Raw genomic sequence first — 25,880 nt, 5'->3', positions numbered from 1 at the left:
AGGGCATGACTGGAACGCTGCGCGTCGGACTCGTCGGCTACGGCCTCGCGGGCTCCGTCTTCCACGCCCCCCTGATCGCCGCGACCGAGGGCCTGGTCCTCGACACGGTCGTCACCGCGAACCCCGAGCGCCGGGAGCAGGCGCGCACCGCGTTCCCGGGCGTCCGTGTCGCCGCGTCGGCGGACGAGCTCTGGCGGCGCGCCGACGAGCTGGACCTGATCGTGATCGCCTCCCCCAACAAGACGCACGTGCCCGTCGCGACCGCCGCCCTGAAGGCCGGGCTGCCGGTCGTGGTGGACAAGCCGGTCGCGGGCACGGCGGCGGAGGCGCGCGGGCTCGCCGCGCTCGCCGAGGAGCGGGGCCTGCTGCTGTCCGTCTTCCAGAACCGCCGCTGGGACAACGACTTCCTCACCCTCCGCTCGCTGGTCGAGCGCGGCGAGCTCGGCGAGGTGCAGCGCTTCGAGTCCCGCTTCGAGCGGTGGCGGCCGCAGCTCAAGGGCGGCTGGCGCGAGTCGGGCGCCCCGGAGGAGATCGGCGGGCTGCTGTACGACCTGGGCAGCCACGTCGTCGACCAGGCGCTGGTGCTGTTCGGCCCGGCCGTGCGCGTGTACGCCGAGGCGGACGTGCGCCGGGCGGGCGCGGAGGCGGACGACGACACGTTCATCGCGCTGACGCACGCGGGCGGCGTCCGCTCCCACCTGTACGTCAGCGCCACGGCCGCCCAGCTCGGCCCGCGCTTCCGGGTGCTCGGCTCGCGGGCGGGCTACGTCAAGTACGGCCTCGACCCGCAGGAGGCGGCGCTGCGCGAGGGCCGGCGCCCGTCCGCGGGCGCGCCGTGGGGCGTCGAGCCGGAGCAGGCCTGGGGCCGCCTCGGTGGGGGCGAGTCGCCGGCGACGGGCGGCGGTACGCCGGTGGAGACCCTTCCCGGCGACTACCCGGCGTACTACGCGGGTGTGGCGCGCGCCCTGCGCGACGGGACGCCACCGCCGGTGACGGCCCATGAGGCCGCCGCGGCGCTCGACGTTCTGGAGGCCGCGCGCCGCTCGGCGCGCGAGGGCGTGGCGGTGACGCTGTGAGCACTCCCCCGTCCACCGCCCAGGACATCGCCGTCCTGGAGGAGCAGCAGGCCCGCCTGACGCTCCCCCGCTTCACGTACGACGACGCCTGGCGGCTCGGCACCCTGCTGGTCGAGCTGGCGCGGGAGCGCAGGGCCCCGGTCGCGATCGACGTCCGGCGCGGCCCGCAGCAGCTCTTCCACGCGGCGCTGCCCGGCTCCAGCGCGGACAACGACGCCTGGATCGACCGCAAGCGCCGCGTCGTCGAGCGGTACGCCGAGAGCTCCCTTCTGGTCGGCACCCGTTTCCGGGCCAAGGGCAAGGACTTCGACACGGCCTCCCGTCTCAACCCCGATCTGTACGCGGCCCACGGCGGCGCATTCCCCCTCGCGGTGGAGGGCGTCGGCGTCATCGGCACGGTGACGGTCTCGGGCCTGCCGCAGGTGGAGGACCACGCACTGGTGGTCGAGGCGCTGGAGCGCTTCCTCGCCGACGCGTAACGCGCAACGGGGCGGGCCCCAAAACCGGGCATCAGGGCGGGACGGTTCACCCGTTCGGAGCAGTACGAGCTCACCGCGTCACCCGATCGGACCTACGGTCGAGAAGGCGTGCGATCACCCTCGCCGAAGCGCGCCGGAAGGAGGAAGTCATGCGCTCCATCGGAGCAGCCGCCGTCGCCCTCGCGGGAAGCGCCACCCTGCTGACCCTGGCAGCCGTCCCCTCCGCGGCGGCGACCGCCGGTCCCCACCCAGCCGTCGAGGCGGTGGACTGCGGGCAGGCATCCAACGGTTTGCAGGTCGTCGCGCTGACCACGAAGGGAAGCCCCGCCTGCGGCACCGCCCACCGGGTGGCCGAGGCCTATCTCAAGGCCGCCCACGACGACGACCGCAAGGTCGTGGTCGTCCACGCCGACGACGCGCGCTGGAAGTGCCGCGAGCGGCACGGCGACCCGTACCCGTACACGGAGTGCGTCAAGCTCGAGGACCGCGCCGAGAAAGTGCGGCTGCTGTCCTGACCGCACGGCGACGGGCCGCCCTCCCACCAGGGCGGGCGGCCCGTCCGTGCACCCGTACGCCCATCCGTCCATCCGCCCGTCACGGGCGGTTCCGCGGCGGACCCGGCCCGAGCCCGAAGCACCCGGCCCGCAGCCGGCGGACGCGGCTCAGGCGTCCTTGAGCTCCTGCCGCTGGCGCCCGAGCCCCTCGATCTCCAGCTCCACCACGTCACCGGCGCGCAGGTACGGCTTCGGCTCCGGCCGGCCCATGGCCACGCCCGCCGGCGTGCCGGTGTTGATGACGTCGCCCGGGTGCAGGGTCATGAACCGGCTGACGTAGCGCACCACTTCACCGACCGGGAAGATCTGGTCGGCGGTGGTGCCGTCCTGCTGCAGCTCGCCGTTGACCCACAGCTTCAGCGACAGCGCCTGCGGGTCGGGCACCTCGTCGGCCGTCACGAGCCAGGGGCCGAGCGGGTTGAAGGTCTCGCAGTTCTTGCCCTTGTCCCAGGTTCCGCCGCGCTCGATCTGGAACTCGCGCTCGGAGACGTCGTGCGCGACCGCGTACCCCGCCACGTGCCCGAGCGCCGCCTCCGCGGACTCCACGTAGCGGGCCGTGCGCCCGATGACCACGGCGAGCTCGACCTCCCAGTCGGTCTTGCGGCTGGCGCGCGGCACGAGCACGGTGTCGTCGGGCCCGACGACCGTGTCGGCCGCCTTGAGGAAGACCACCGGCTCGGCGGGCGTCGCCGCGCCGGCCTCGGCGGCGTGGTCGTGGTAGTTCAGCCCGATGCACACGACCTTGCCGATGCGGGCGACCGGCGGCCCGATCCGCAGCCCGGCCGGGTCGAGGGCGGGCAGCACGCCCGCGCCGGCGGCGGCCCGCACCCGGTCCAGCGCGGACGCGTCGGAGAGCAGGTTCCCGTCGATGTCGGGGACGAGCGCCGACAGGTCCCGCAGGACCCCGTCCTGGTCGAGCAGCGCGGGCCGCTCGGCGCCCGCCGTACCGACGCGCAGCAGCTTCATGGTCTTCTCCCGGTGGTCGAGGTAGGCCCCGGCCGATGGAGTGCGGCCATCGTCAGGATTGGCCGATCCTCCAAGAGGGTGGACCATCGGGCAAGACCGCGTTCACACAGTGGACCTTTACGCGCCGGTAACCGGGCGGGCGGACCGGCTGCCGTTCCGCCGGGTGTTCCGGGGCTCCGGGCCCCCCGGCCCGTCCCGGTACACGTCCCGGTACAGGTACGCGCGCTCGGCCGCGGTCCACACGGTGCTGGTGACCACGTACAGACCGGCGGCGAGCGGCACCACCGCGACCGTGACGAGCGTGCCGAAGGAGAGCAGGGGCATCAGACGGGCGCCGGGCAGCTCCGAGCCGGCCATCTCCCGCCGGGTGCGCCGGTAGGTGTACGTGGCGACGGCGGCGACGGTCGCGTACAGCCCCGCGTACACCAGTCCGGCCGGCCCGAAGGGCCCGCCGTCCGCGAGGGCCTGGGTCCAGCGCCCGCCGAGCGGGGCGCCCAACAGCGTGTGCCCGGCCGTGCCGCCGCCCGAGAACAGCTGGTACATCAGGAAGAACGCCGGCGCCTGGAGCAGGCTGGGCAGGCATCCCGCGAGCGGCGACACCTTCTCCCGGGCGTGCAGCTCCAGCACGGCCTTCCGCAGCCGCTCCGGGTCCTTGGCGGCGTACTTCCCGCGCAGCTCGGCGACGCGCGGGGCCAGCCGCATCCGGGCCTTCTGCCCGCGCGCGGCGGCCCGCGACAGCGGATGGACGGCCAGCCGTACGAGCACGGTGAACAGGACGATCGCGGCGGCGGTGGCCGAGCCGCGGAACAACGGCTGGAGCAGGTCGGCGAGCTGCTCGACCAGCGAGGCGAAAACGGACATGGGAAGGGAGCCCTCCGGGGGTCTCGTCGTACCGGAACGGAGTGATCTCGGCAGGACGGAACCGCGCGGAACACAGACCCCGCGGGATGTGCGCGGGCCTGTGCGGAACTACGCGGCAGCCGTCACGACGGACGGCTGCCGGGCGCCCGGGGCCGGCTGCGCCCCGGTGCGTCGGGATCGCGCAGCGGCAGGAAGGCGGTGCGCTGCTCGCGGTCGCGGATGGCGGTCCGGACCCGGGTCGGTGGCACGGCGGGCACGCGGCGCGCGGCGATGACGGCGCACGCGACGAGCGCGGACCCGACGGCGGCGAGCGCGACGGCGGCGGAGAGGGCCCCGCCCTCTCCGTACAGGCCCTCGGTGAGGAGGAGGAAGAGGAAACCGGCAAGCCCGCTCCACAGCAGCAGCCGTGCGGCGATCCCGCCCATGGGTCCTCCCCCCTTCCTTCGTCCCTGCACTCTAACGCGGCCGCACCGCACGGAGTTTCCCCCACACGACGAGCCGGTACGCGGAGCTGTACTCGGGCGTGCAGGTGGTGAGCGTCAGGTAGTGGCCGGGCTCGTCGTACCCCTTCGGTACGGCGGCGATGACGGCGGTGTCGCGGGGCGAGGTCCGCGGCAGTACGCGGTCGACCGCGTAGGTGTGGACGGTGTCCCGCGTCTCCACCACGATCGCGTCCCCGGGGCGCAGCCGGTCGATGCGGCGGAAGGGCTCACCGTGGGAGTTGCGGTGCCCGGCGAGGGCGAAGTTCCCCGCCCCGCCGGGACCGGCGGTGCCGGGGTAGTGCCCGGCGTACCCCCGGTCGAGGACCCCGCGCCTGCTGACGCCGCGGGCGACGGGGACGGTGAGGCCGAGGGCGGGGATGCGCAGGATCGCGTACGCGTCCGGCGGGGCGGTCCCGGCCGGTGCGGGTGCCGGTGCGGGTTCCCGGCTGCCGGCGGAGGGCGCCGCGAACCCGGGGGAAGCGGGCGGTGCGGCGGGCGCGGAAGGCACCGGCTCGTCCTGCGGCGCGCCGTTCCACTCTTGTTCCAGGGCCCGTGCCTGTCGCTCGGCGCCGGCGCGCGCCTGCCGGTTGGTCCACCACAGCTGGTGCGCCACGAGCAGGAGCAGCACCAGCCCGACGGTGACCGCGAGCTCGGCCCCCACCCACAGGACGCGGAGAGCCACCACCGTTGACCGCTTCCGGCGACGCACGCCGGCACCATAGGCGCTCCCCGGACAACCCACCAGACCCGCCGTACAGCAGTACGGTGTCCACCATGCGCCCCGACACGCCTGCCGACCACATCACCGAAGCCGAGCGTTTGCTGCGCACCGCGGCGCAGTACCCGGAGGACCGCGAACCGCTGTTCCTCCGGGCGGCCGCCCATCTGGAGCTGGCCGGCGCCCGCGACCGCGCGACGACGCTGTACGACGACCTCCTGACCGCCGACGCCCCGCCGCCGGAGAACCCGCACCTGATCAAGGCGCTCAAGGCGGCGAACCTGTGGGAGTACGGGCACGAGGCCGAGGCCCGGATCATCATCGACGGCCTGCGGACGGCGACCCCGGCGGACGCGGCCGCGTGGGAGATCGTCGCGGAGACGCTGGAGGCCCACGACGAGCTGGAGTCGTCCGAGGCGACGTTCACCGCCGCCGTGACCACCCTGCTCCCGTCGCCCGACGACGAGGTGCCCTACCCGGCGCAGTCGCTGCTCATGGGCCGCCACCGCGTACGGCGCCTGCTCGGGCTGCGGCACGACGACTGGGACGTCCTGGCCGACCGCCTCCACAGGGGCGCCGTCCCGCTGGACGAGCTGCACGACCCCAAGCGGCTGTGGGCCCTGGGCTCGGACGACCCGGCCGAGCTCCAGGCCGAGATCGCGCGGCTGCGCAGCGAGCTGGGCTCGTACCGCACGGCTCTCTCGCGGCCGTTCCCGGTGGCGGTCCTGCTGTGGCCGGCCGACGAGCTGGACGAACTGCTGGCCGCCTACCCGGAGCTGGAGTCGGAGTACCCGACGCACGCGGCGCACCTGACCGACCTGGAGGCCTCGCTGCGCGAGCTCTCGGCGGCGGGCACCCCGAACCTCGGCATCGTCCAGGGCACGGTCCCCTCGTACGAGGCGTTCGCCGCCTCCGAGGCCACGTCCCCGTCGAACGCGGCGCTGCTCCCCCAGTACGCCACCACCCTCGCCGCCCGCGGCCGCGCCGTCCCGTGGCCCCCGCCCCGCACGGCCCCGTGCTGGTGCGGCTCGGAGGCGGCGTACGGCGACTGCCACGGGACGGCGCAGCCGTAGGGCGCGAAGGCCGGCCGGGGCTGCATGCCCCGGCCGAACCGGGCGGGTCAGGGCTGGGCGGAGCAGGGCTGAGCGGGACAGGGCAGGGCTGGCTGAGCAGGGCACGGCTGGGCCCGGCCAAATGGACCGTTCGCCTCCCCTTCGCCCTGTGCGTGCAGTAGTTTCGCTGTGAACTACCGCCGCCTGACTGGCTCCTGTTCCCCCACACAGCTCCAGTCCCTGTGTGAGGGAGACGTGTGCCCATGAACAACCCGTACCAGCAGCCGCCCGAGGCCCGGCCCCTGTACCGCATGAAGCGCGTGTGGGCAGGAGGTCTGCTGCTCCTCCTGATCGGTACGGGCTGCGGCGGTGCCCTGGGGTCGGGCGACCCCGCGAAGCCCGCGGCCGCCAAGCCCGCGCCCTCCACCACCGTGACGGCCACCGCCACGGCCACGGTGACCGCCACCCCCGCGGCGGCCCCCGCGCCGACGGTCACCGCCACCGCCACGGTGACGGCAACCGCGACGGTGACCCGCCAGGCCGCGGCCGACGACTCCTCGGTGGGCGGCGGTGACGACAGCGGCAGCGCGGACGTCTCCTACGACAACTGCGCCGCGGCCCGCGCCGCCGGCGCCGCCCCGGTCCACCGCGGCGAGCCCGGCTACGGCCGCCACCTGGACCGCGACAACGACGGGGTGGGGTGTGACAACGGCTAGCCGGCCACGGTCGTCAACTTCCACTCGGCGGCGAGCCGTGATCCAGCCCAGCCGTCCGGTCGCTCCCAGACGGACGCGATGCCGAGGGTCTCCAGGTAGTCGGCGTAGTCACCGATGTCGCGCGAGAAGAGGGCGAGTAGGTGGGGCATGGGCTTTCCAGCGCGTTCGTAGTGCACATGGCGGTATTCGAAGAGCTGGCCCACGGCCTCACGACCGGCGAGGTACTCCTTGCCCACGACGACCGTCTTGGCTTCCACCAGCCACTCTTGGTCGGGCTGGCTTGGGTGGCTGAGGACGAGGTCACGGGGGTGCGCTCCCACGGTGGTGGGGCTGAAGCCGCAGGCGTGCGCATGGTGCCCGAATCTCAGGACGAGCGCCTCGTGCTCCCGCTTCCGCTCCGCTGTACCGCCCTTGAGGACCACGGAGTAGCCCTTGCTGCTCTTGGGGCGGAAGCCGCTGAGGGGGTCGCCGTGTTCGGCGTGGGGGTATTCAAGGACGGGATCACCGGCCTTGGGGAGCTGGAGCCAGAAGCGGTCGACCGCGGCGGCGTCCTGAAGGAGCTGGACCGCCTCCCTCAGATCGCCCGCCAGTTCGTCGTCCGACGGCATGCTGGCCATCTCGTACCGCCGTGCGGCCACGTTGGCCTTCTCGTACGCACGCGGGCGCCAGTCCTTGGGCTCGACGAGCAGGTGCAGGGTGTCCCGCCACTTCTCGGCCAGCGTGGGACGCAAGGCGCCTCTCAAGGTCTCGCCCTGCGTGATCAAGTAGCGATGGAGGGTGGCGCCCCGCCCGTACCGCTTGCTCAGTTGAGTGACTCCCTGTTGCAGGGTCAGCGTCACCGCGCTGAGGTCAGAGCTGTAGATGTAGGCGAGGTAGAGGCCCTCGTGGGGGTTCTCGTTGATGGTCCGGTCGTACACGCCGATCCATGGCGTCCGACTGGCGTTCCCTTGTCCCCCGTACCCGGTGGCGAAGCAGCAGGGCGGCCAGGGCAGGTCTTGTCTCTTATGCACGCTCCCCAGCAGGGCTTGGCCAGGCAGGTCACTGGAGGCTTTGCCGTCAGGCTCGTAGAGCTCGCCGATGCGTATGAGCAGGTCACGTAGCGACATTCACAAAAACTAACCAACGTCGATCACTCAATGACAGGATCACGATCACTTCGAGACAGGTGGCGGGCAAGCGCTCGGCAGTGCTTGCTGCTTGGTAGAACCCATGGAACGTGCAGGCGCGCAACGGGAGCGACTCATGCCTCAGGCCAGCGGCGAATCATCCACCCTGTCCGCGGGGCTCTACGAGCAACTGATCACCATGCGCCTGGAGCGGCAACTGGCGCAGCTGGCCGACGACGGATGGCATCAGGTCAGTGACACCGTGGGAACCGAATCGGTCCCACACGTGTTGGCCCGGCACGTTGCCGAGACGGTGCGCCGCGTCCTCCAGAGTCTGGCGCCTGAAGAGCAAGTGCATGCCGCCAACCACATCCTGGAATCCATCAGCACACTGGACGGTGCGCGGCAGTGGGTGGACCTCGTGGCCGACGGCCCGCGCGAGTTGCTCGCGCTGGCACGCCAAGAGGCTCCCGGCGTGTACGCGGTCCGCCCGGCCACCCCACTGTCCGAAACGGCACTGATCACCAACGCGCCTGAGGACCCGAGCCTCGGCTTCGAACTCCGGACCGAGATCGCCACGGCCGACCGCGTCGACCTCCTCTGCGCCTTCGTGAAGTGGCACGGGCTACGCATCATCGAGCAGTCGCTACGCGCCGCATGCCAGCGTGGAGTACGGATACGGGTCATCACGACGACCTACATCGGAGCCACCGAGCGGCGCGCCTTGGACCGCCTCGTCAACGAGTTCAACGCCGAGGTCAAGGTCAACTACGAGACCCGCTCCACGCGCCTGCACGCCAAGGCCTGGCTCTTCCGCCGCACCACCGGCTACGACACGGCGTACGTCGGTAGCTCCAACCTCTCCAAGGCGGCGCTGCTGGAGGGGCTGGAGTGGAACGTCCGCCTCTCCTCCATCGCGACCCCTGACGTCCTGCGAAAATTCGAGGGCACCTTCGACGCGTATTGGAGTGATCCGTCCTTCGAGAGGTACGACCCCCAGCATGACGGGGCACGACTCGACGAGGCGCTCACCATCGCGGGTGGCTCCTCTCCATCGGCCTCGACGCGCATCACCCTCTCTGGACTGGAGGTACGGCCGTATCCGCACCAGCGCGACATGCTGGAACGCCTGGAGGTGGAGCGAGCCGTGCACGGTCGTCACCGCAACCTCTTGGTGGCCGCGACCGGGACCGGCAAGACCGTGATGGCCGCCCTCGACTACAAGCAACTGTGCCGGCGGCACGGGCGGCCCCTGCGACTACTCTTCGTCGCGCACCGCAAGGAGATCCTGCAGCAGTCGATGCGGACGTACCAGGACGTGCTGACGGACGCGAATTTCGGTGAGTCATTTCACGGTAGGGCTCTTCCGGAGCGTTGGACGCATGTCTTCGCGAGCGTGCAGTCGCTGAACGCCGGGATGGTGGAGAGGCTCGCACCGAACCACTTCGACGTCATCGTGATCGACGAATTCCACCACGGCACGTCACCGACGTACCGGAAGATCGTCGATCACTTCCAGCCGCGGGAGCTCCTGGGACTCACGGCGACGCCGGAGCGAATGGACGGCAAGAACATTCAGGATGAGTTCTTCGAGGGGCGGATCGCCGCTGAAATGCGCCTGTGGGAGGCGCTGGAGAACGACCTCCTCAGCCCGTTCCACTACTTCGGCATCAGCGACAACACCGACCTCAGTGCCGTGCGGTGGAAGCGGGGCGGCTACGACGCGTCAGAGCTCGGTGACGTACTCACCGGCAACGAGGCGCGAGCCCGGCTCGTGGTCAGGTCAGTGCAGGACAAAATCGCCGACCCGGGCAGCATGAGAGCTCTGGGCTTCTGCGTCACGGTCGCCCATGCGCACTTCATGGCGGAGTTCTTTCGCACCGCCGGACTGAAAGCCGTCGCGCTCTCTGGTGAGACCCCTCCTGAACTGCGTCGGCAAGCCCTGTCGGACCTCAGGACCGGACATCTGCAAGTGATCTTCTCGGTGGACCTCTTCAACGAGGGGCTCGACATCCCCGACGTGGACACCCTGCTCCTGCTGCGCCCGACGTCGAGCGCCACGGTCTTCCTCCAGCAACTGGGACGCGGCCTGCGCCGCACTGAGAACAAGGCCGTGCTGACCGTTCTCGACTTCATCGGCCAGCACCGCAAGGAGTTCCGCTTCGAGAACCAGTTCCGCGCCTTGACCAACCTCACGCGCAAGCGACTCCTCGCGCATATCGAGAACGACTTCCCGCAGTTGCCGTCAGGGTGCCAGATCATCCTGGAGGAGAAGGCCAAGAAGGCGATCATCGCCAACATCAAGGATCAGATCGGCGTCAACGTCACTGCCCTTGCCCGTGAGGTAGCCGCATACGCCATTCCGCAGCTCAGCCACTACCTAGCGGAGAGCGGCCGCGAACTCACAGAGCTCTACCGTGGCAACGGCAATTCCTGGACGGGCCTCCTCCGGCGCGCCGGATTGCTGAAGGGTGACGCGCCGGAGGGCGAGACCGCGTTGCTGAAGCGAGTCCCGGCGTTCCTACACGTGGACGATCCCGAGAGGGTGGCGGCGTACACACGTCTCCTGGAGGACGATGCCCCCGCCTACGACGAGCTCGACGCCGCCAGCCGGGCCTATGCCCGCATGTTGTTCTTCCAGCTCTGGCCGCTCGGCGGCACCACTCGCAAGGGCTTCGCCAGCTACGACGAGGGCTTCGCCACCTTGCGCGACCAGGACGCCTTCCGGGAGGAGCTCCGCCAGGTCCTGGCGTACAACCTGGCCCACACCGGACACGTCCCGATCCCGCTGCCGGGAGCACACGCGGAATTGCCCCTAACGGTGCACGCCTCGTACAGCCGAGAGGAGATCCTCCCGGCGCTCGGTCAGTCCGTCATCGGCGGCTTCATGCCGGGCGATTTCCGGGAAGGCGTGAAGTGGTGCGAGTCGATCAGGACCGATGCCCTCCTCATCACCCTGGAGAAGGATGAGAAGGACTTCTCCCCGCAGACCCGTTACCACGATTACGCCCTCAACGAGACCCGCTTTCATTGGGAGTCCCAGAACCAAACCTCCGAGACCTCCCCGACGGGACTGCGTTATCAACGGCATGCCGCCGAGGGCAGCCATGTCTTGCTCTTCGTCCGCCGCTACAAGAACACGGACATCGGCGGCGCCCAACCATGGATGCTGCTCGGCCCCGCCACCTATGTGACACACCAGGGCAGCAAGCCGATGGCCATCACATGGGAGCTCCGCCATGAGATGCCAGCCGATGTGTACACGTACGCGGCGATCGCTGCGGGCTGAGGCAGGTTGAGGGGCAGGGACGGGCGGAGGCTGGGACGCTGAGGGCGTCTCACGACATCCAGTGCTCCACCACCGCCTGCACGTCACGCGGCGCCAGTGCCGGAGCAGGGCCGCCGGCGGGCCCCGCGGCGCGGATCTCGGCCGCCACTTCGGCCGGTCGGCACAGCCCCCGCTCGGTGACCTCCGTCAGGAGGGCGGCAGCGGACGCCCGGTCGGCGAGGTGCGGGAGGGTGTCCGCCACCGCGCGGGGCAAGGGCGCGCAGGCGAGGTTCCGGACCGGGACCCGGAGGGCGGGGCGGACGGTGGAGTGGATGCGGACGTAGGCGTGGCCGCGGGGGACGGCCCGGTGGGTGACGACGACGTCCACCGTCGGGTGCGAGGCGAATTGCTGTACGGACTCCAGCCCGTACAGCGCCAGGGCCGCCGGGCCGGTGAGGAGGGCGTCGGGGCCGGCGTACAGAAGCGCGCCGCGCAGGCGCTGCCGGCTCGTGGGGGCGGCGGTCCCCAGGAGGATCACCCGCGGCAGCAGCCGGCGCCACGGCCCGGGCGGGCGGCAGTGCGCCGCGATCACGGAGGACCCGCAGCCCAGGTCCATGAGCTGGTGGACGGTGGCGACTCCGTCCTGGGCGGCGACGAGCGGGTCGGCGGCGAAGCGGTCGGGCGGCGTGGGGGTCGGCATGTGCGGTTCGTGCCCGTACGGCGTGGGCGGCCATGCCGTGCGCCCCACGGTTGTTACCGGGTGGTGGCAGGAAGGGTCCTGCACCGCATCCCGCTGTCACCTTGTGCAATATGGTCGTCACATTCAGCATGCGCTCGTCACGTGACAGGTGGACCAGGACATGACCCCACGGCTCCCCGCATCCCCTCCCGCCCTGCTCCTGCGCCGGCTCCTGCTGGGCGTGCTGTGCTCCGGCGCCGCGGCCCTCCTGGTGACCGGGGGCACGCTGCTGCTGCCCGACGACGTCCGGCGCGTCATGCCGGAGCACACGTACACCGGTCTCGTCCTGTGCACCACGCTCGCCCTCTGCGCGGCCGTCCTCGTCCGGGCGCGGCGCAGGCGCCCCCGCCCGCCGCGTTAGCCTCGGGGCAAGGCAGGAACACGCGTACGGAAGGCAGGACAGCGGAAGATGGCCAGGATTCCGGCAACAGCCGTGGCGGCGAGTGGGCTCGTCGGTGGGTACGCCGTCGCGCGGTGGACCAGGAAGCGGCCCCTCGGCGGGGTCGCGCTCGCGGCCGCGGGGGCGGTCGCCGCGCGGGAGTGGCACCGGCGCAGCGGCGGCAAGGCCGCGGCGGGACTGACCGCGGTGTACGTGGCCGCGTTCGCCGGGTCGCACCCGCTGGCGAAGAAGGTCGGGGCATGGCCCGCCGTGTTCTCCGTCGCCGGGGGCATGGCCGCGGCGTCGTGGGTTGTCGGGCGCAGGAGCAGCTGACCGCCCGTCCGCGGCGGGCCGCTCCCGTACGCGGGCTGCCGGGCCGCTGCCCGGTTCGGGGCCGTGTGAACACAACCCCGATGGCGTACGTATGAATCAGCACCTCCCCACAGCGGCCGGGCGGGGCACCGGGCGGCAGGGCCCGGGTCCCCGCCCGGCGGCTCTCCCCCGTTCGGGGGCTCGCCCTGTTCGGGGGCTCGCTGTTCAAGTGCTCCTCGGTCGGGGGCTCGCCGTTCGGCGACTTGCCGTTCGACGGTTCTCCGTTCGGCGACTTGCCGTTCGACGGTTCCCCGTTCGGCGACTTGCCGTTAAGCGGTTCTCCGTTCGGCGGCTCTCCGACTGACGGCTACCGCCCAATACCCCCGGCCGCCCGCCACGCCCCACCGCCGCACCGCGACTGCCGGCCGCGCCTCCCAGCCCGGTACCCCGGTACCCCGGTACCCCCGGCCGCCGGCCACACCCCGCCGCCGCAGCCCGCCTCAGCCGCCCAGCACGTGCGACACCGTGTAGATCAGCAGGCCCGCCAGCGCGCCGACCACCGTGCCGTTGATGCGGATGAACTGGAGGTCGCGGCCGATGTGGGCCTCGATCTTCCGCGACGTCTGGTCCGCGTCCCAGCTCGCCACGGTCTCACTGATCAGCGAGGTGATCTCGGCGCGGTACGTCGTGACGACGTACACCGCCGCGTCCTCGACCCACCCCTCCACCTTCGCCTGCAGGCGGTCGTCGCCGGCCAGCCGCGTCCCCAGCGAGAGGAGCGCGGCGCGGGCCCTCAGCCGCAGTTCGCTCCGCTCGTCCTCCGACGCCGAGATGATCATGGCGCGTACGGACGACCAGGCGGACGCGATGACGTCCTGCACCTCCGGCCGGACCACCAGGTCCGACTTGAGGCGCTCCACCCGCGCCCGGGTGTCCGTGTCGCCCTGGAGGTCCGCGGCGAAGTCCGTCAGGAACCGGTCGAGCGCCGCGCGCGCCGGGTGCCCCGGCATGTCGCGCATCTCCGTGACGAAGCGCAGCAGCTCCTTGTAGACGCGCTCGCCCACCTTGCGGTCCACGAACCGGGGGGTCCAGCCCGGCGCACCGCCCTGGACCGCGTCCATGATCGAGTCCGAGTGCAGCACCAGCCAGTCGTGGGCCCGGTTGCAGACCAGGTCCACGGCCCCGTGGTGCGCGCCGTCGCCGACGATCTTCTCCAGGGTCTTGCCGAGCCCGGGCGCGATCTCGACCGCCTCCGCCCGCCGCGTGATCGCCTCCCCCACCACCGCCTGGACGTCGGCGTCCCGCAGCACGGTCAGCGCGCCGCGCAGCGCCGTCGACAGCTCGGCCGTCACCCGGTCGGCGTGCGCCGGATCGGCGAGCCAGCCGCCGAGGCGGCCACCGATGCCGAGGGCGTGCAGCCGGGCGCGTACGACCCCCTCGGAGAGGAAGTTCTCTCCGACGAAGGAGCCGAGCGAGGCGCCCAGCTGGTCCTTCTTCGTCGGGATGATCGCCGTGTGCGGAATGGGCAGACCGAGGGGGCGGCGGAACAGCGCGGTGACGGCGAACCAGTCCGCCAGCGCGCCCACCATGCCCGCCTCGGCCGCGGCCGCGACGTAGCCCGGCCAGCCGCCGACGCCGGAGTTGCGGGCCCAGGTGGCCAGCACGTAGATCACCGCCACCAGCAGGAGCAGGCCGGTCGCCGTGAGCTTCATGCGGCGGACACCGCGGCGCTTCTCCTCGTCCGCCGCCGTGTACGAGAACGCCACGAGCGGGGTCTTCGACTGGTTCATGCGCACCACCATGTCCGTAGGTCCTCTCCCAGGTCCCTACCTCAGGTACTCCCGGGGCGCACACCGAGTTCCCGTGTCCCTGCCCGATGATGTCCGGCGTCGGCGCGGCGGGCGGGGGTCGGTGACGCCCTCCTCGCGGAGGAGAGCGTCACCGGCGGCGCCGCCCTGGGCAGGGGGGCGGACCGCTCGCCGAGGTCATGGCGTCACAGAGCCGCCGACCGCTCCGCGTACATCTTCGAGATCACCGCCTCGATGTCCGGCTCCCGCACCGACAGGTCCACCAGCGGATACTGCGCCGCGATCCGCGCCACCAGCGGTGCCGCCGAACGCGCCGCCGGGAAGGCCAGCCACTGCCGCGGTCCCTCCACCTTCACCACGCGCGCCCCGTCGGGCGCATCGATCGGCGGCAGCTCGCGCTCCAGGTCCACCACCAGGGTGCGCTCGCCGGCCCCCACCTCGTGCAGCCCCTGCAGCGAGCCGTCGTACACCAGCCGCCCGTGGTCGATGACCATCACGCGCCTGCACAGCTGCTCGATGTCGGTGAGGTCGTGCGTGGTGAGCAGGACGGTCGTGCCGCGCTCGGCGTTCAGCTCGCGCAGGAAGTCCCGCACCTTCGCCTTGGAGATGACGTCGAGCCCGATCGTCGGCTCGTCCAGGTACAGCACCTCGGGGTCGTGCAGCAGGGCCGCCGCGATGTCGCCGCGCATGCGCTGGCCGAGGGAGAGCTGCCGCACCGGCACGTTGAGCAGCTCGCCCAGGTCGAGCAGCTCGACGCACCGGTCGAGGTTCTCCCGGAAGCGGGCCTCCGGGATCCGGTACATACGGTGGACCAGGCGGTAGGAGTCGCGCAGCGGCAGGTCCCACCACAGCGTCGTCCGCTGCCCGAACACCACGCCGATGCTCCGTGCGAGCCGGGTGCGCTCGCGCGACGGGTCGATGCCGGCGACGCGCAGCCGGCCGCCGCTGAGGGTCAGGATGCCCGTGAGCATCTTGATGGTGGTGGACTTGCCGGCGCCGTTGGGGCCGATGTAGCCCACCATCTGGCCGCGCGGGACGCGGAAGGAGATGCCGTCCACCGCCCGTACCCGGCGCTTCTCGCGGCGCAGGGTGCCGGGCACCCTGCGCCGTACGTCGAAGACCTTCTCGACGCCGTCCAGCTCGATGAAGTCGTCCATGTGTGCTCAGCTCCCCGTGCTCCGGTACGAACGAATCCCCACCCGCCAGGCCAGCCCCGCCAGGACGCAGAAGAGCGCCGCCACCGCCGGCGAGGCGAACGCCGACCACCACGGCAGGCCCGCCGGCGCCCCGCGGCCCAGCACGTACAGGGCGGGCACCCAGTTCACGAAGGCGAGGGGCACCACGTAGACCACGCCGCGCACCAGGTCCCCCGCGAAGATCGTCGGCGGGTACTGGAGCAGCGTGTTGCCGCCGTACGTGAACGAATTGGTGACCTCCGCCGCGTCCTGGGCCAGGAACTGGAAGGCCGCCCCCGCGACCATCACCGCCGAGAAGATCAGCGAGCCGCTCACCACCATCAGCGGTACGAGCGCCGCCTTGGCGGGCGTCCACGTCACCTCGTCGAGGATCAGCAGCGACCACACCAGCACCAGCAGCCCCTGCGTCACCCGGCCCAGCCGCCGCAGCGCGAACCGGTCCGCCGCCACCTGCGCCAGCACGGGCACCGGCCGCACCAGCAGCGTGTCCAGCGTCCCGTCCCGCACCCGTCTCCCCAGCCGCTGGATCTGCCCCAGCGCGAGGTCCGCCAGTCCGAAGGCGGTGCTGGTCGTGCCGTACAGGAAGGCCACCTCGGCGAAGGAGAAGCCGCCGAGCCCGCGCACCTGACCGAACATCAGCAGGATGACGACGAAGTCGAAGGCGGTCGCAAGGAAGTTCGACAGCAGCGTCATCGCGAACGAGAAGCGGTACGTCATCGTCGAGCGCACCCACATGGCGGCGATGAGCCCGTACGCGCGCAGTCCCTCGCGCACCTCAGCCACCCTGCACCACCACCCGTCGTGTCGCCGCGGCCTGGAGCGCCCGCCCGGTGAGCAGCAGGAGCAGCGCCCAGCCGCCCTGGAACGCGTACGCCTCCACCAGGCCCCAGCCGGTCCGCTTCTCCAGGAACACGTCCGCCGGCACCTGGAGCATGGAGGACCAGGGCAGCATCCGCGCCACCTCGCCGAGCGCGCCCGGGAAGACGGTCAGCGGCAGCAGCATCCCCGAGAAGAACGTCCCGGACAGCCACGCCACCTGCACCACCCCGGCCCCGTCCATCAGCCAGAACGCGCTCAGCGCCACCAGGAACCACACCGCGAAGCTCACCAGTACCCCCAGCGCCACCGACACCAGGAAGGCGAGCCAGGTCAGCGCGCTGCCGGGCAGCGCGACATCGAAGGCCAACGCCCCGATGGCCATCGGCACGATGCCCCGGCCCAGCAGGAGGAAGGCGGAGCGGCCCACGGCGACCGAGAGCCACCACAGTTGGAGGTCGGCGGGCCGGTAGAGGTCGACGGCGATGTCACCCGTTCTGATGCGCTCCATCAGCTCGTCCTCGAAGCCGCCGCCCATCAGGCCGCAGGCCGCGAGCAGCGCCTGGCCGATCCACACGTAGGCGAGCGCCTCGGCCATGTCGTAGCCGCCGAGCCCGGGGCGCTCGTCCCACAGGGCTATGTAGGTGTACGCCAGGATGAAGCCGAAGACCGTGTTGGTGAACACTCCCGCCGCGGTCGCCACCCGATACGTCGCATGGCGCCGGAACCCGCCGGCCGCCACGGCCGCGTAGAGCCGCACCCGGACTCCTTCCTTGCCGCTCCCCGTGCCTCCCCGCCAAAGCTGACGAGCCTAGCCCTGCGGAATCCGTCGTCGCGACCGGTTTTCGGTGCAAGATGAGCATCGGACAAATCGTCACAAACAGTGCAGCGTCACATGGACAGGCCGGAGAACATGAGCGACGAGCCACCGCAGCAGGCGTGGGAACCCCGCGACCCGACCGTCGCCGGCACGCCCCCGGGGAACCCCGGCGGCTCCGGCCGCCGCGGCGGCCCGCCGAACACCCCGCACTCGGGGAACTCCACGGACGCCGGCGCCCCGGGCGTCCGGACCACCACCCCCGCAGGCCCCGGAAGGTCCGGGCCCGGAGGGTCCGCCCGGTCCGGGGGGTCCGCCCGGTCCGGGGGGTCCGGAGGGCTGGGAGGGTCCGCCCGGTCCGGCGAGTCCGGAAGGTCCGGAGGGTTCGACGGGTCCGCCCGCTCCGATGGGCCCGCAGGCACCGCAGGCACCGGACAGCCCGCAGGCCCCGCAGGCACCGCAGGCACCGGATCCGGGGAGTCCCGGGGGCCCGGCGAGGGCGACGCGCAGGTCAGCGGCACGCACGCCGAGGCCGCCGGTACGCACACCGAGTCCCGCCGCACGCCCGACAAGCCCGGCCAGCGCGACAAGGCCGGCAAGGCCGACAAGGCCCCCGAGCCCGGCCGCACGCCCGGCAAGGCGACGAAGCCCGGCGACGGCGACGCGGCGGCGACCGGCCCGGCCGCGGCGGCCGGCGCCTCCCGGCGCAAGCGGCGCCGCCGCAGCGGGTGGCGACGCCTCCTGCCCACCTGGCGGATGACGCTCGGCGCGTTCCTCTTCCTCTGCCTGCTGCTCGCCGGCGGCTTCTTCGCCGGATACCACCTCGTCGACATCCCGCCCGCCAACGCCGCCGCCACCGCCCAGTCCAACGTGTACCTCTACAGCGACGGCACCCAGATCGCCCGCGACGGCCGGGTCAACCGCGAGAACGTCGAACTCTCCCAGGTCCCCGCACACGTCCGGCACGCCGTCCTCGCCGCCGAGGACCGCGACTTCTACGAGGCGGCCGCCGTCGACCCCGAGGCGATGGTCCGCGCCGCCTGGAACACCCTCAGCGGCAAGGGCACACAGGGCGGGTCCACCATCACGCAGCAGTACGTCAAGAACTACTACCTGGGCCAGGAGCGCACCGTCACCCGCAAGGTGAAGGAGTTCTTCATCGCCATCAAGCTCGACAGCGAGAAGACGAAGAACGAGATCTTCGAGGGGTACCTCAACACGAGCTACTACGGCCGCAACGCCTACGGCATCCAGGCCGCCGCCCGCGCGTACTACGACAAGGACGTCCAGGACCTCGACCTCGCCGAGGGCGCGTACCTCGCCTCGCTGCTCAACGCCCCCAGCGCGTACGACGTCGCGACCCACCCGCAGAACCGCCCGCGGGCCGTCGCCCGCTGGGTGTACGTCCTCGACGCGATGGTCAAGGAGCGGTGGCTCACCCCCCGCTCCCGCTCCGAGTCCCTCTTCCCGGCGCCGCTGGAGGCGAAGGCCACCACGGGCCTGGCCGGGCAGCGCGGCTACGTCGTCCAGGCCGTCCAGGACTACCTCACGAACCACGGCGTGCTGCACGAGAAGGACCTCGCCCGCGGCGGGTACCGCATCACCACCACCCTGCAGAAGCAGAAGCAGGACGCCTTCGCCCAGGCCGTCGAGGACCAGGTCACGGCGCGGCTGGACCCCACGGGCAACGAGACCGACCGGTTCGTCCGGGTCGGCGGTGTGTCCATCGAGCCCGCCACCGGCAAGGTCGTCGCCATGTACGGCGGGGTCGACTACACCAAGCAGTACGTCAACAACGCGACCCGCCGGGACTACCAGGTCGGCTCCACCTTCAAGCCGTTCGTCTTCGCCGCGGCCGTCCACCACGGCTCGCAGACCCAGCACGGCGAGCGCATCACGCCGAACACCACGTACGACGGCACCAACATGCGGCCGGTGTCGGGCTGGACGGGACCGGCGTACAACCCGGCCAACGAGGACGACGTGTCGTACGGCCCCATCACCGTGCGCACCGCCACCGACAAGTCCGTCAACGCGGTGTACGCGCAGCTGGCCGTCGACGTCGGCCCGGCCAAGGTCGAGCAGACCGCCATCAACCTGGGCCTGCCCATCGACACCCCGGACCTCAACCCCTCGCCGTCCATCGCCCTCGGCCCCGCCACCGCGTCGGCCCTCGACATGGCGCAGGCGTACGCGACACTCGCCGACCACGGCAGGCACACCCCGTACCGCCTGGTCGAGCGGGTGCAGAAGAACGGCGAGGACATCGAGCTGCCCACCGCCGAGGCCACCCAGGCGATCAGCCGCGAGGCCGCCGACACCACCACCGCGATGCTGCGCAGCGTCATCGAGGGCGGCACCGGCACCGCGGCCCAGGCGGCGGGCCGGCCCGCCGCCGGCAAGACCGGCACCGCGGAGGACGACAAGGCGGCCTGGTTCGCCGGCTACACGCCGGACCTGGCGACCGTGGTCGCGGTGATGGGCCAGGACCCCGGGACGGGCACGCAGAAGCCGCTGTACGGAGCGCTGGGCCTGGTCCGCATGAACGGCGGCGGCGCGCCGGCCGAGATCTGGGGCCAGTACACCCGCGACGCCCTGGCGGGCACGGTGGTACGGGACTTCGACCTGCGCATCGCGGAGGGCATGGAGCCACGGGAGGACCCCTCGGAGTCGGCCGCCCCGGACGAGCCGGGCGATCCCGACGAGCCCGGCGGGTCCGGCCGGCGGGAGCGCCACCTGGAGGACGCCTCCTCCGACGACCTGCCGGGCGGTGGCGTGCCGGGAGCCCCGGCAGCCCCGGCCCCGCCGGGGCTCCCGGCAGCCCCGGCCCCGCCGGCGGGCCCCGCGGCCCCGGCCGGGCCCGGTGACGCGGCCGCCGCCTCCGGCGGCCCGGGAAGCCCGGCCGGCCTGCCCGACCCGACCGCCCTGCCCGACCCGACCGCCCTGCCCGACCCGACCGCCCTGCCCGACCCGGCCGCCCTGCCCGACCCGGCCGCCCTGCCCGACCCGGTCGCCTTGCCCGGTCCGGTCGGCCCATCCGGCCCGGACACGGGTGCCGGTGCCGGTGCGGCCGGCAGCCCCGTGCCCGCGGCGCCCGAAGTCCCCGCGGCAGCCACGCCCCTCGGCGGACCCGTGGCCCCGAGGGCGGCCGCGACACCCGCGGCCGCCGGCGGGAACCGACGCGGCGCGCCCCGGGCGACGGGGGCCACGAGCCCCGGCGCCCGCTCCGGCGAGAACGGCCGGCCCGGCGGCGCCGGCCGCTCCGGTGCGCCGGCCCGCCCGTCACCATGAGCGCCGCGGACCCCGGCGGCCCGGCTCAGTGGCCGGAGGTGGCCTTGAGGCCCACCACCGCCACCAGCAGCAGGCAGACGAAGAAGATCCGCGCGGCGGTCACCGGCTCGCCCAGGACGACCATGCCGACCACCGCCGCCCCGGCCGCGCCGATGCCGACCCAGACGCCGTAGGCCGTACCGATCGGCAGGCTCTTCGCGGCCTGGGCCAGCAGCGCCATGCTGGCGACGATCCCGGCGCCCGTCAGCAGGCTCGGCCACAGCCGCGTGAACCCGTCGGTGTACTTCATCCCGACCGACCAGCCCACCTCGAGCAGACCGGCGACGATCAACAGGACCCATGCCATGACGGCGCACCTCCGGGACGCGGAAAAACGGCGAACGGACAGTGCGTCGTCTTTGCGTCAACCCGGTACGGCGCGTCTCGTCGGGTCCCTCAGGGGCCTTCCAACGTAGCGAACCGCCACGGGACCGCAGGACTACAGATAGAGCCCCGTCGAGTCCTCCGACCCCTCGAACCGGTCGGCCGCGACCGCGTGCAGGTCGCGCTCCCGCATCAGGACGTACGCGACGCCCCGCACCTCGACCTCGGCACGGTCCTCGGGGTCGTACAGCACCCGGTCACCCGGTTCCACGGTCCGTACGTTCTGGCCGACGGCGACCACCTCGGCCCAGGCCAGTCGGCGGCCGACGGCCGCGGTCGCGGGGATCAGGATGCCGCCGCCCGAGCGCCGTTCGCCCTCGGGCGTGTCGTTCCGGACCAGCACGCGGTCGTGCAGCATGCGGATGGGCAGCTTGTCGTGGGTGTTCTCGCTCACCCCACGAAACTACCTGGCCCGGCGCGCCGTGCGCGCCGAAGGGTCCAGGTCTTCGGCGCCGGGTCAGGCCCTGCGGCGCCGGGCACTCATCGCCAGCAGGCCGACCACACCGATGGCGAGCAGCGCCACGGGGACGACGCGCTCCAGCCGCGGGGAGCCGTCCTCCTCGACGAACCGGCCCTTCACGTCCGTCACGACCCGGTTCACGGTGACGAAGGCGCGGCCCGCGGTCTGGTCGACCGTCGACGCCATCCTGGCCTTCGCGTCCCCGATGATCGTCTTCGGGTGCATGCGTACGCCGATCTCGTCGAGAGTGACGGCGAGCTGCTCGCGCCGGCGGACGATGTCCGCCTCGATCTGCGCAGGGGTCCTGGCATCCGACACCGCGCTGCCTCCGTAGGTCTGTCCGAATCCGTGGTGGACAGTCTGTCAGCTTTACCGCCCGCCGACCGTCCCCGACCCCCATTAGGCTCTGATGACGTACGCCCACCCCTCCCCAGGGACCCGAGGAGCCAGGAAGAGCCATGAGCGAGCGACTGCAGCCCGGCGACACCGCCCCCGCCTTCACCCTGCCCGACGCGGACGGCAACGACGTCTCGCTCGCGGACCACAAGGGCCGCAAGGTGATCGTCTACTTCTACCCCGCCGCGATGACGCCCGGCTGCACCAAGCAGGCGTGCGACTTCACCGACAACCTCGAGGTGCTGGCCGGCGCCGGGTACGACGTGATCGGGGTCTCCCCGGACAGGCCGGAGAAGCTGGCGAAGTTCCGCGAGAAGGAGAACCTGAAGGTCACGCTGGTCGGCGACCCGTCGAAGGAGACGCTGGAGGCGTACGGCGCCTTCGGCGAGAAGAAGCTGTACGGCAAGACCGTGACGGGCGTGATCCGCTCGACGATCGTCGTGGACGAGGAGGGCAAGGTCGAGCGCGCCCTCTACAACGTGAAGGCGACCGGCCATGTCGCCAAGATCCTCAAGGACCTGGGCATCTGAGGCGTCCGCGCGGAAGCCCTGCCGCCGTGTGACCGAGCTCCACGCGGCCGGGCCCCGGCCCCGGCGCGCGCCCGCCGCCCCCCGTCCCCTCCGCGGAGGCCCGGACGTCCTCTCCCCCGCGGCGTGACCGTCCGATAAGCGGTTCGTTGATCCGTGCGAGGCTGCGAACGCGCGGCCGAGGACGGAGGGGACGATGCGGGCGAGGTACACCCGCGAGCTGCTGGCCGAGGCGGCGCGGGAGACGAAAAGCTGGGACGAAGCGGTCCGCTGGTGCGGTGGCACGCCGACGCCCGGCCGCCGTCGCTATCTGCGGAGGAGGATGGCGGAGGCCGGGGTGGACACCTCGCACTTCGCCCCGCAAGGCGTGCGCCACACCGAGCAACGGCTCAGGGAGGCGGTCGCGGGGGCCACGAGCGTCAAGGACGTGGTCCGCCGGCTGGGCCTCAGCCCGGTGGGTGGCAACCAAGCGCACATCAGCCGCCGGATCAGTGCCCTGGCCATCGACACCTCCCATTTCCCGAAGTCCCGGCAGCGCCGCGCCGGGAAGGTACCGGTCCCCGTTCTGGCCCTCCGCCCTCGCGAGAGCGGCAGAGTTCCGGGGGAACGGTTGCGGCGCGAACTGTTGCACATCGGTGTGGCGGAGCGCTGCGCGATGTGCGGGACGGGACCGAGGTGGAACGGAGCGCCGCTCCGGCTGGAGGTCGATCACCTCAACGGTGATTGGTGGGACAACCGGCCCGGGAATCTGCGGCTGTTGTGCCCGAACTGCCACGCGGTGACGGACACGTACCGTGGCCGGAAGCGGAGCTCCGCGTCGTGAGCGGGCCGCGGCTCCGCAGCGATCTACTTCCCCGTGAGCAGCTCGTCCTCGCGGTCGCACAGTCGCGCAGTATCGCCGACGTGCTGCGCCTGCTCGGCCGCCCGGGGAGCGGCGCGGCGCGGGCGCGGGTGAAGCGGAGCGTCGAGGCATACGGGATCTCCACGGCCCATTTCGTCGGACAGGGACACCGAGCCGGACGGCCCTCGCCCACGCGCAAGGCGGCCGAGGACATCCTCCGGCGCAGCGCGCCCGGTTCGTCGCGGACCAGGACGGTGCAGCTGCGCCGGGCGCTCGACGATCTGCGTGTGCCGCACCTCTGCGCCGCGTGCGGCATCGGAGACGTCTGGCAAGGGAGACGACTGGTCCTGGAGATCGACCACATCAACGGCGACCGGTTGGACAACCGCCGGGAGAACCTTCGGTATCTGTGCCCGTCCTGCCACAGCCAGACGGGGAGCCACTCGAAGGGATCTCGACGCACGAGCACCACGGCCGGCCAGTAAAGTAGCGACCGCGGGTCCGTACCCCAGCTGGCCTAGAGGGCGCCGGTTTAGGTCCGGTGTGTCGTGGGTTCGAGTCCCACCGGGCCCACGTACGGCGGGGGGGGGGGGGGGGGGGGGGGGGGGGGGGCCCCCCCCCCCCGCCCCCCCCCCCCCCCCCCCCCCCCCCCCCCCCCCCCCCCCCCCCCCGCCGCGTATCCCGCGCCTCAGCCCAGCAGTTCCCTGACGACCGGGACCAGTGCGCGGAACGCCTGGCCGCGGTGGCTGATGGCGTTCTTCTCCTGGGGGGTGAGTTCGGCGCAGGTGCGCGTTTCGCCGTCGGGCTGGAGGATCGGGTCGTAGCCGAAGCCGTTGGTGCCGGAAGGGGCGTGGCGCAGGGTGCCGCGGAGGCGGCCTTCGACGACGCGTTCGGTGCCGTCGGGGAGGGCGAGGGCGGCCGCGCAGGCGAAGTGGGCGCCGCGGTGTTCGGGGGCGATGTCGGCGAGCTGAGCGAGGAGCAGGTCCAGGTTGGCCCGGTCGTCGCCGTGGGTGCCGGACCAGCGGGCGGAGAAGATGCCGGGGGCGCCGCCGAGGACGTCGACGCAGAGGCCGGAGTCGTCGGCGACGGCGGGCAGGCCGGTGGCCCGGGCGAGGGCGTGGGCCTTGAGGAGGGCGTTCTCGGCGAAGGTGACGCCGGTCTCCTTGACGTCGGGGACCTCGGGGAACACGTCCGCGCCGACGAGTTCGTGGTCGAGCCCGGCGTCGGCGAGGATGGCGTGGAGTTCGGTGATCTTCCCGGCGTTGCGGGTGGCGAGGATCAGGCGGGTCATGGCCCCAGTATCGCGGGGTTCAGGGGGTGCAGACCTTGCCGAGTTCGGTGGCGGCGTCGGTGACCGGCTTGATGTCGGGGGTGGCGTCGCCGTTCTTGACGGCGGTGCGGACGCTGTCGACGCCCTTGCCGAGGTCGTCGACGGCCTTGGACAGGTCGGCGTTGTCCGTCTTGTCCTTGAGGGTGTCGAGTTCCCTGTCGATCTCGTCGAGGGACTCGTTCAGCCGGGTGGGGTCGTCGGTGGCGGAGGAGACGGCCTGGCTCAGCTTGTTGACGCTGGTGGCGATGGCGTCGGCGGCCTGGACGCAGTCCAGGGCCTTGTCGAGGGCGCCGCAGCCGGTCACGGCGGTGAGGGCGAGCACTGCGGTGGCGGCGGCGAGGGCTGCGGTACGGCGACGGCGCATGGAACGGGTCCTCCCGAGGGCTGCGGACGGGCGTACGGTTCGGCCCGTACGCCCGTACTGGAGGGGACGCCCGGGAGGGCGCCCGTGGTTGCCGCGGTGTCAGAGCGTGAGGTCGAGGGCTTCGCGCTGGAGGGCGGCGAGGTCGGCGCAGCCGCCGGTGGCGAGGTCGAGGAGGGCGTTGAGCTCCTTGCGGTCGAAGGGCTCGGCCTCGGCGGTGCCCTGGACCTCGACGAAGCGGCCGTCGCCGGTGCAGACGACGTTCATGTCGGTCTCGGCGCGCACGTCCTCCTCGTAGCAGAGGTCGAGGAGGGGGGTGCCGTCGACGATGCCGACGGAGACGGCGGAGACGGTGCCGGTGAGCGGCTTGCGGCCGGCCTTGACGAGCTTGTGGCGCTGGGCCCAGGCGACGGCGTCGGCGAGGGCGACGTAGGCGCCGGTGATGGCGGCGGTGCGGGTGCCGCCGTCGGCCTGGAGGACGTCGCAGTCGAGGACGATGGTGTTCTCGCCGAGGGCCTTGTAGTCGATGACGGCGCGCAGGGAGCGGCCGATGAGGCGGGAGATCTCGTGGGTGCGGCCGCCGATCTTGCCGCGTACGGATTCGCGGTCGCCGCGGGTGTTGGTGGAGCGCGGGAGCATCGAGTACTCGCCGGTGACCCAGCCTTCGCCGCTGCCCTTGCGCCAGCGCGGGACGCCTTCGGTGACGGAGGCGGTGCAGAAGACCTTGGTGTCGCCGAAGGAGATGAGGACGGAGCCCTCGGCGTGCTTGCTCCATCCGCGTTCGATGGTGACCGGGCGGAGCTGTTCGGGGGTGCGGCCGTCGATTCGAGACATGGGACGAGCGTAGTCCCCGATGTGCGAGGGGCCCGTTCCGGTGCCGGAACGGGCCCCTCACGGGTGAGGTGT

At 72.4% G+C, this 25,880-nt stretch carries 27 protein-coding genes, 1 tRNA gene, 1 pseudogene and 1 riboswitch; of the genes and pseudogenes, 13 read left to right on the top strand and 16 right to left on the bottom strand.

Translation table 11 applies throughout. The features are described 5' to 3' along the window. Nucleotides 1-5: 5 nt before the first annotated feature. From ACIA79_RS28120 to ACIA79_RS28110, 3 genes are all read left to right on the top strand, one after another. Nucleotides 6-1,076 (top strand): Gfo/Idh/MocA family oxidoreductase, encoded by a 1,071-nt coding sequence (locus ACIA79_RS28120; protein WP_399431151.1) that lies wholly within the window; start codon nt 6-8, stop codon nt 1,074-1,076. Next, nucleotides 1,073-1,555, top strand: coding sequence for a heme-degrading domain-containing protein (locus ACIA79_RS28115; protein WP_399431150.1), 483 nt, complete (start codon nt 1,073-1,075; stop codon nt 1,553-1,555). The genes ACIA79_RS28120 and ACIA79_RS28115 overlap by 4 nt, the downstream gene beginning before the upstream one ends. 149 nt (nt 1,556-1,704) lie before the next feature. Further along, a complete protein-coding gene (locus tag ACIA79_RS28110; protein WP_399431149.1) occupies nt 1,705-2,070 on the top strand; it encodes a hypothetical protein in 366 nt (121 codons plus the stop codon). Between the two features lie 147 nt (nt 2,071-2,217). On the opposite strand, the gene ACIA79_RS28105 is transcribed toward ACIA79_RS28110, so the two are convergent. The 4 genes and pseudogenes from ACIA79_RS28105 to ACIA79_RS28090 form a co-directional block, all read right to left on the bottom strand. Next, the gene (locus tag ACIA79_RS28105) at nt 2,218-3,075 is read right to left on the bottom strand and encodes a fumarylacetoacetate hydrolase family protein (protein WP_399431148.1); all 858 of its coding nucleotides are present in this window, start codon (nt 3,073-3,075) and stop codon (nt 2,218-2,220) included. 117 nt (nt 3,076-3,192) lie between these two features. Continuing rightward, a complete protein-coding gene (locus ACIA79_RS28100) occupies nt 3,193-3,936 on the bottom strand; it encodes a YidC/Oxa1 family membrane protein insertase (protein ID WP_399431147.1) in 744 nt (247 codons plus the stop codon). 108 nt (nt 3,937-4,044) lie between these two features. After that, nucleotides 4,045-4,361 (bottom strand): annotated as a pseudogene (locus ACIA79_RS28095) (DUF6412 domain-containing protein). Between the two features lie 31 nt (nt 4,362-4,392). After that, the gene (locus ACIA79_RS28090) at nt 4,393-5,127 is read right to left on the bottom strand and encodes a class E sortase (protein ID WP_399431146.1); all 735 of its coding nucleotides are present in this window, start codon (nt 5,125-5,127) and stop codon (nt 4,393-4,395) included. A 65-nt stretch (nt 5,128-5,192) separates the two neighbouring features. On the opposite strand from ACIA79_RS28090, the gene ACIA79_RS28085 reads away from it, so the two are divergent. Further along, nucleotides 5,193-6,209, top strand: a complete 1,017-nt coding sequence (locus ACIA79_RS28085; RefSeq protein WP_399431145.1) for an SEC-C metal-binding domain-containing protein — start codon at nt 5,193-5,195, stop codon at nt 6,207-6,209. A gap of 242 nt (nt 6,210-6,451) precedes the next feature. Then, complete coding sequence (locus tag ACIA79_RS28080) at nt 6,452-6,904, top strand: excalibur calcium-binding domain-containing protein (RefSeq protein WP_399431144.1); 453 nt, start codon at nt 6,452-6,454, stop codon at nt 6,902-6,904. On the opposite strand, the gene ACIA79_RS28075 is transcribed toward ACIA79_RS28080, so the two are convergent. Next, nucleotides 6,901-8,010, bottom strand: coding sequence for an MrcB family domain-containing protein (locus ACIA79_RS28075; RefSeq protein ID WP_399431143.1), 1,110 nt, complete (start codon nt 8,008-8,010; stop codon nt 6,901-6,903). The two genes, ACIA79_RS28080 and ACIA79_RS28075, sit on opposite strands and share 4 nt — an antisense overlap. 136 nt (nt 8,011-8,146) lie before the next feature. On the opposite strand from ACIA79_RS28075, the gene ACIA79_RS28070 reads away from it, so the two are divergent. Further along, on the top strand, nt 8,147-11,299 hold the full coding sequence (locus ACIA79_RS28070) for a DUF3427 domain-containing protein (protein WP_399431142.1): 3,153 nt from the start codon (nt 8,147-8,149) through the stop codon (nt 11,297-11,299). Nucleotides 11,300-11,348: 49 nt separating this feature from the next. Here ACIA79_RS28070 and ACIA79_RS28065 read toward each other — a convergent pair whose 3' ends face one another. After that, nucleotides 11,349-11,978 (bottom strand): hypothetical protein, encoded by a 630-nt coding sequence (locus ACIA79_RS28065; RefSeq protein ID WP_399431140.1) that lies wholly within the window; start codon nt 11,976-11,978, stop codon nt 11,349-11,351. Nucleotides 11,979-12,138: 160 nt separating this feature from the next. Here ACIA79_RS28065 and ACIA79_RS28060 point away from each other — a divergent pair, with 160 nt between their 5' ends. Both ACIA79_RS28060 and ACIA79_RS28055 read left to right on the top strand, forming a co-directional pair. Beyond that, nucleotides 12,139-12,378: a hypothetical protein gene (locus ACIA79_RS28060; RefSeq protein WP_399431139.1), complete on the top strand. Its 240-nt coding sequence runs from the start codon at nt 12,139-12,141 to the stop codon at nt 12,376-12,378. Nucleotides 12,379-12,426: 48 nt separating this feature from the next. Then, nucleotides 12,427-12,729, top strand: a complete 303-nt coding sequence (locus ACIA79_RS28055) for a hypothetical protein (RefSeq protein WP_399431138.1) — start codon at nt 12,427-12,429, stop codon at nt 12,727-12,729. Between the two features lie 479 nt (nt 12,730-13,208). Here ACIA79_RS28055 and ACIA79_RS28050 read toward each other — a convergent pair whose 3' ends face one another. The 4 genes from ACIA79_RS28050 to ACIA79_RS28035 form a co-directional block, all read right to left on the bottom strand. After that, nucleotides 13,209-14,498: a DUF445 domain-containing protein gene (locus ACIA79_RS28050; RefSeq protein WP_399431137.1), complete on the bottom strand. Its 1,290-nt coding sequence runs from the start codon at nt 14,496-14,498 to the stop codon at nt 13,209-13,211. Nucleotides 14,499-14,701: 203 nt separating this feature from the next. Further along, the gene (locus ACIA79_RS28045) at nt 14,702-15,673 is read right to left on the bottom strand and encodes an ATP-binding cassette domain-containing protein (RefSeq protein WP_399431136.1); all 972 of its coding nucleotides are present in this window, start codon (nt 15,671-15,673) and stop codon (nt 14,702-14,704) included. A gap of 6 nt (nt 15,674-15,679) precedes the next feature. Further along, nucleotides 15,680-16,447: an ABC transporter permease gene (locus tag ACIA79_RS28040; RefSeq protein WP_399431194.1), complete on the bottom strand. Its 768-nt coding sequence runs from the start codon at nt 16,445-16,447 to the stop codon at nt 15,680-15,682. 40 nt (nt 16,448-16,487) lie between these two features. Further along, the gene (locus ACIA79_RS28035; protein WP_399431135.1) at nt 16,488-17,288 is read right to left on the bottom strand and encodes an ABC transporter permease; all 801 of its coding nucleotides are present in this window, start codon (nt 17,286-17,288) and stop codon (nt 16,488-16,490) included. Between the two features lie 153 nt (nt 17,289-17,441). Here ACIA79_RS28035 and ACIA79_RS28030 point away from each other — a divergent pair, with 153 nt between their 5' ends. Next, nucleotides 17,442-20,636: a transglycosylase domain-containing protein gene (locus ACIA79_RS28030; protein WP_399431134.1), complete on the top strand. Its 3,195-nt coding sequence runs from the start codon at nt 17,442-17,444 to the stop codon at nt 20,634-20,636. 25 nt (nt 20,637-20,661) lie between these two features. Here ACIA79_RS28030 and ACIA79_RS28025 read toward each other — a convergent pair whose 3' ends face one another. The 3 genes from ACIA79_RS28025 to ACIA79_RS28015 form a co-directional block, all read right to left on the bottom strand. After that, nucleotides 20,662-20,982 carry a DMT family transporter gene (locus ACIA79_RS28025; RefSeq protein ID WP_399431132.1) on the bottom strand — a complete coding sequence of 107 codons (321 nt, stop codon included), beginning with the start codon at nt 20,980-20,982 and terminating at the stop codon, nt 20,662-20,664. 40 nt (nt 20,983-21,022) lie between these two features. Further along, nucleotides 21,023-21,083, bottom strand: a riboswitch (guanidine-III (ykkC-III) riboswitch). 31 nt (nt 21,084-21,114) lie between these two features. Beyond that, complete coding sequence (locus ACIA79_RS28020; RefSeq protein WP_031076289.1) at nt 21,115-21,453, bottom strand: co-chaperone GroES; 339 nt, start codon at nt 21,451-21,453, stop codon at nt 21,115-21,117. 63 nt (nt 21,454-21,516) lie between these two features. Then, a complete protein-coding gene (locus ACIA79_RS28015; RefSeq protein WP_399431131.1) occupies nt 21,517-21,837 on the bottom strand; it encodes a DUF3618 domain-containing protein in 321 nt (106 codons plus the stop codon). A gap of 140 nt (nt 21,838-21,977) precedes the next feature. Between ACIA79_RS28015 and bcp the strand changes: the two genes are divergently transcribed. The 4 genes from bcp (at nt 21,978) to ACIA79_RS27995 (ending at nt 23,856) form a co-directional block, all read left to right on the top strand. Beyond that, a complete protein-coding gene (gene bcp, locus ACIA79_RS28010; RefSeq protein ID WP_399431130.1) occupies nt 21,978-22,445 on the top strand; it encodes a thioredoxin-dependent thiol peroxidase in 468 nt (155 codons plus the stop codon). 193 nt (nt 22,446-22,638) lie between these two features. Continuing rightward, nucleotides 22,639-23,265: an HNH endonuclease gene (locus ACIA79_RS28005; RefSeq protein WP_399431129.1), complete on the top strand. Its 627-nt coding sequence runs from the start codon at nt 22,639-22,641 to the stop codon at nt 23,263-23,265. Beyond that, nucleotides 23,262-23,768 carry an HNH endonuclease gene (locus ACIA79_RS28000; RefSeq protein ID WP_399431128.1) on the top strand — a complete coding sequence of 169 codons (507 nt, stop codon included), beginning with the start codon at nt 23,262-23,264 and terminating at the stop codon, nt 23,766-23,768. Before ACIA79_RS28005 ends, ACIA79_RS28000 begins: the two co-directional genes overlap by 4 nt. 12 nt (nt 23,769-23,780) lie before the next feature. After that, nucleotides 23,781-23,856, top strand: a tRNA-Leu gene (locus ACIA79_RS27995). Between the two features lie 115 nt (nt 23,857-23,971). On the opposite strand, the gene rdgB is transcribed toward ACIA79_RS27995, so the two are convergent. The 3 genes from rdgB to rph all read right to left on the bottom strand — a co-directional run bounded on the left by rdgB (nt 23,972) and on the right by rph (nt 25,808). Continuing rightward, entirely contained in the window at nt 23,972-24,574 is a 603-nt protein-coding gene (gene rdgB, locus ACIA79_RS27990; protein WP_399431127.1) for an RdgB/HAM1 family non-canonical purine NTP pyrophosphatase, read from the bottom strand. A 19-nt stretch (nt 24,575-24,593) separates the two neighbouring features. After that, entirely contained in the window at nt 24,594-24,977 is a 384-nt protein-coding gene (locus ACIA79_RS27985) for a hypothetical protein (protein WP_399431126.1), read from the bottom strand. 99 nt (nt 24,978-25,076) lie between these two features. Further along, nucleotides 25,077-25,808: a ribonuclease PH gene (gene rph, locus ACIA79_RS27980; RefSeq protein WP_031076303.1), complete on the bottom strand. Its 732-nt coding sequence runs from the start codon at nt 25,806-25,808 to the stop codon at nt 25,077-25,079. Between the last annotated feature and the right edge of the window lie 72 nt (nt 25,809-25,880).

Source organism: Streptomyces sp. NPDC051310 (genome assembly GCF_044455245.1).
Lineage (GTDB): Bacteria > Actinomycetota > Actinomycetes > Streptomycetales > Streptomycetaceae > Streptomyces.
The sequence above is the reverse complement of the archived record's forward strand: the minus strand, read 5'-3'. Positions and strand labels throughout refer to the sequence as shown.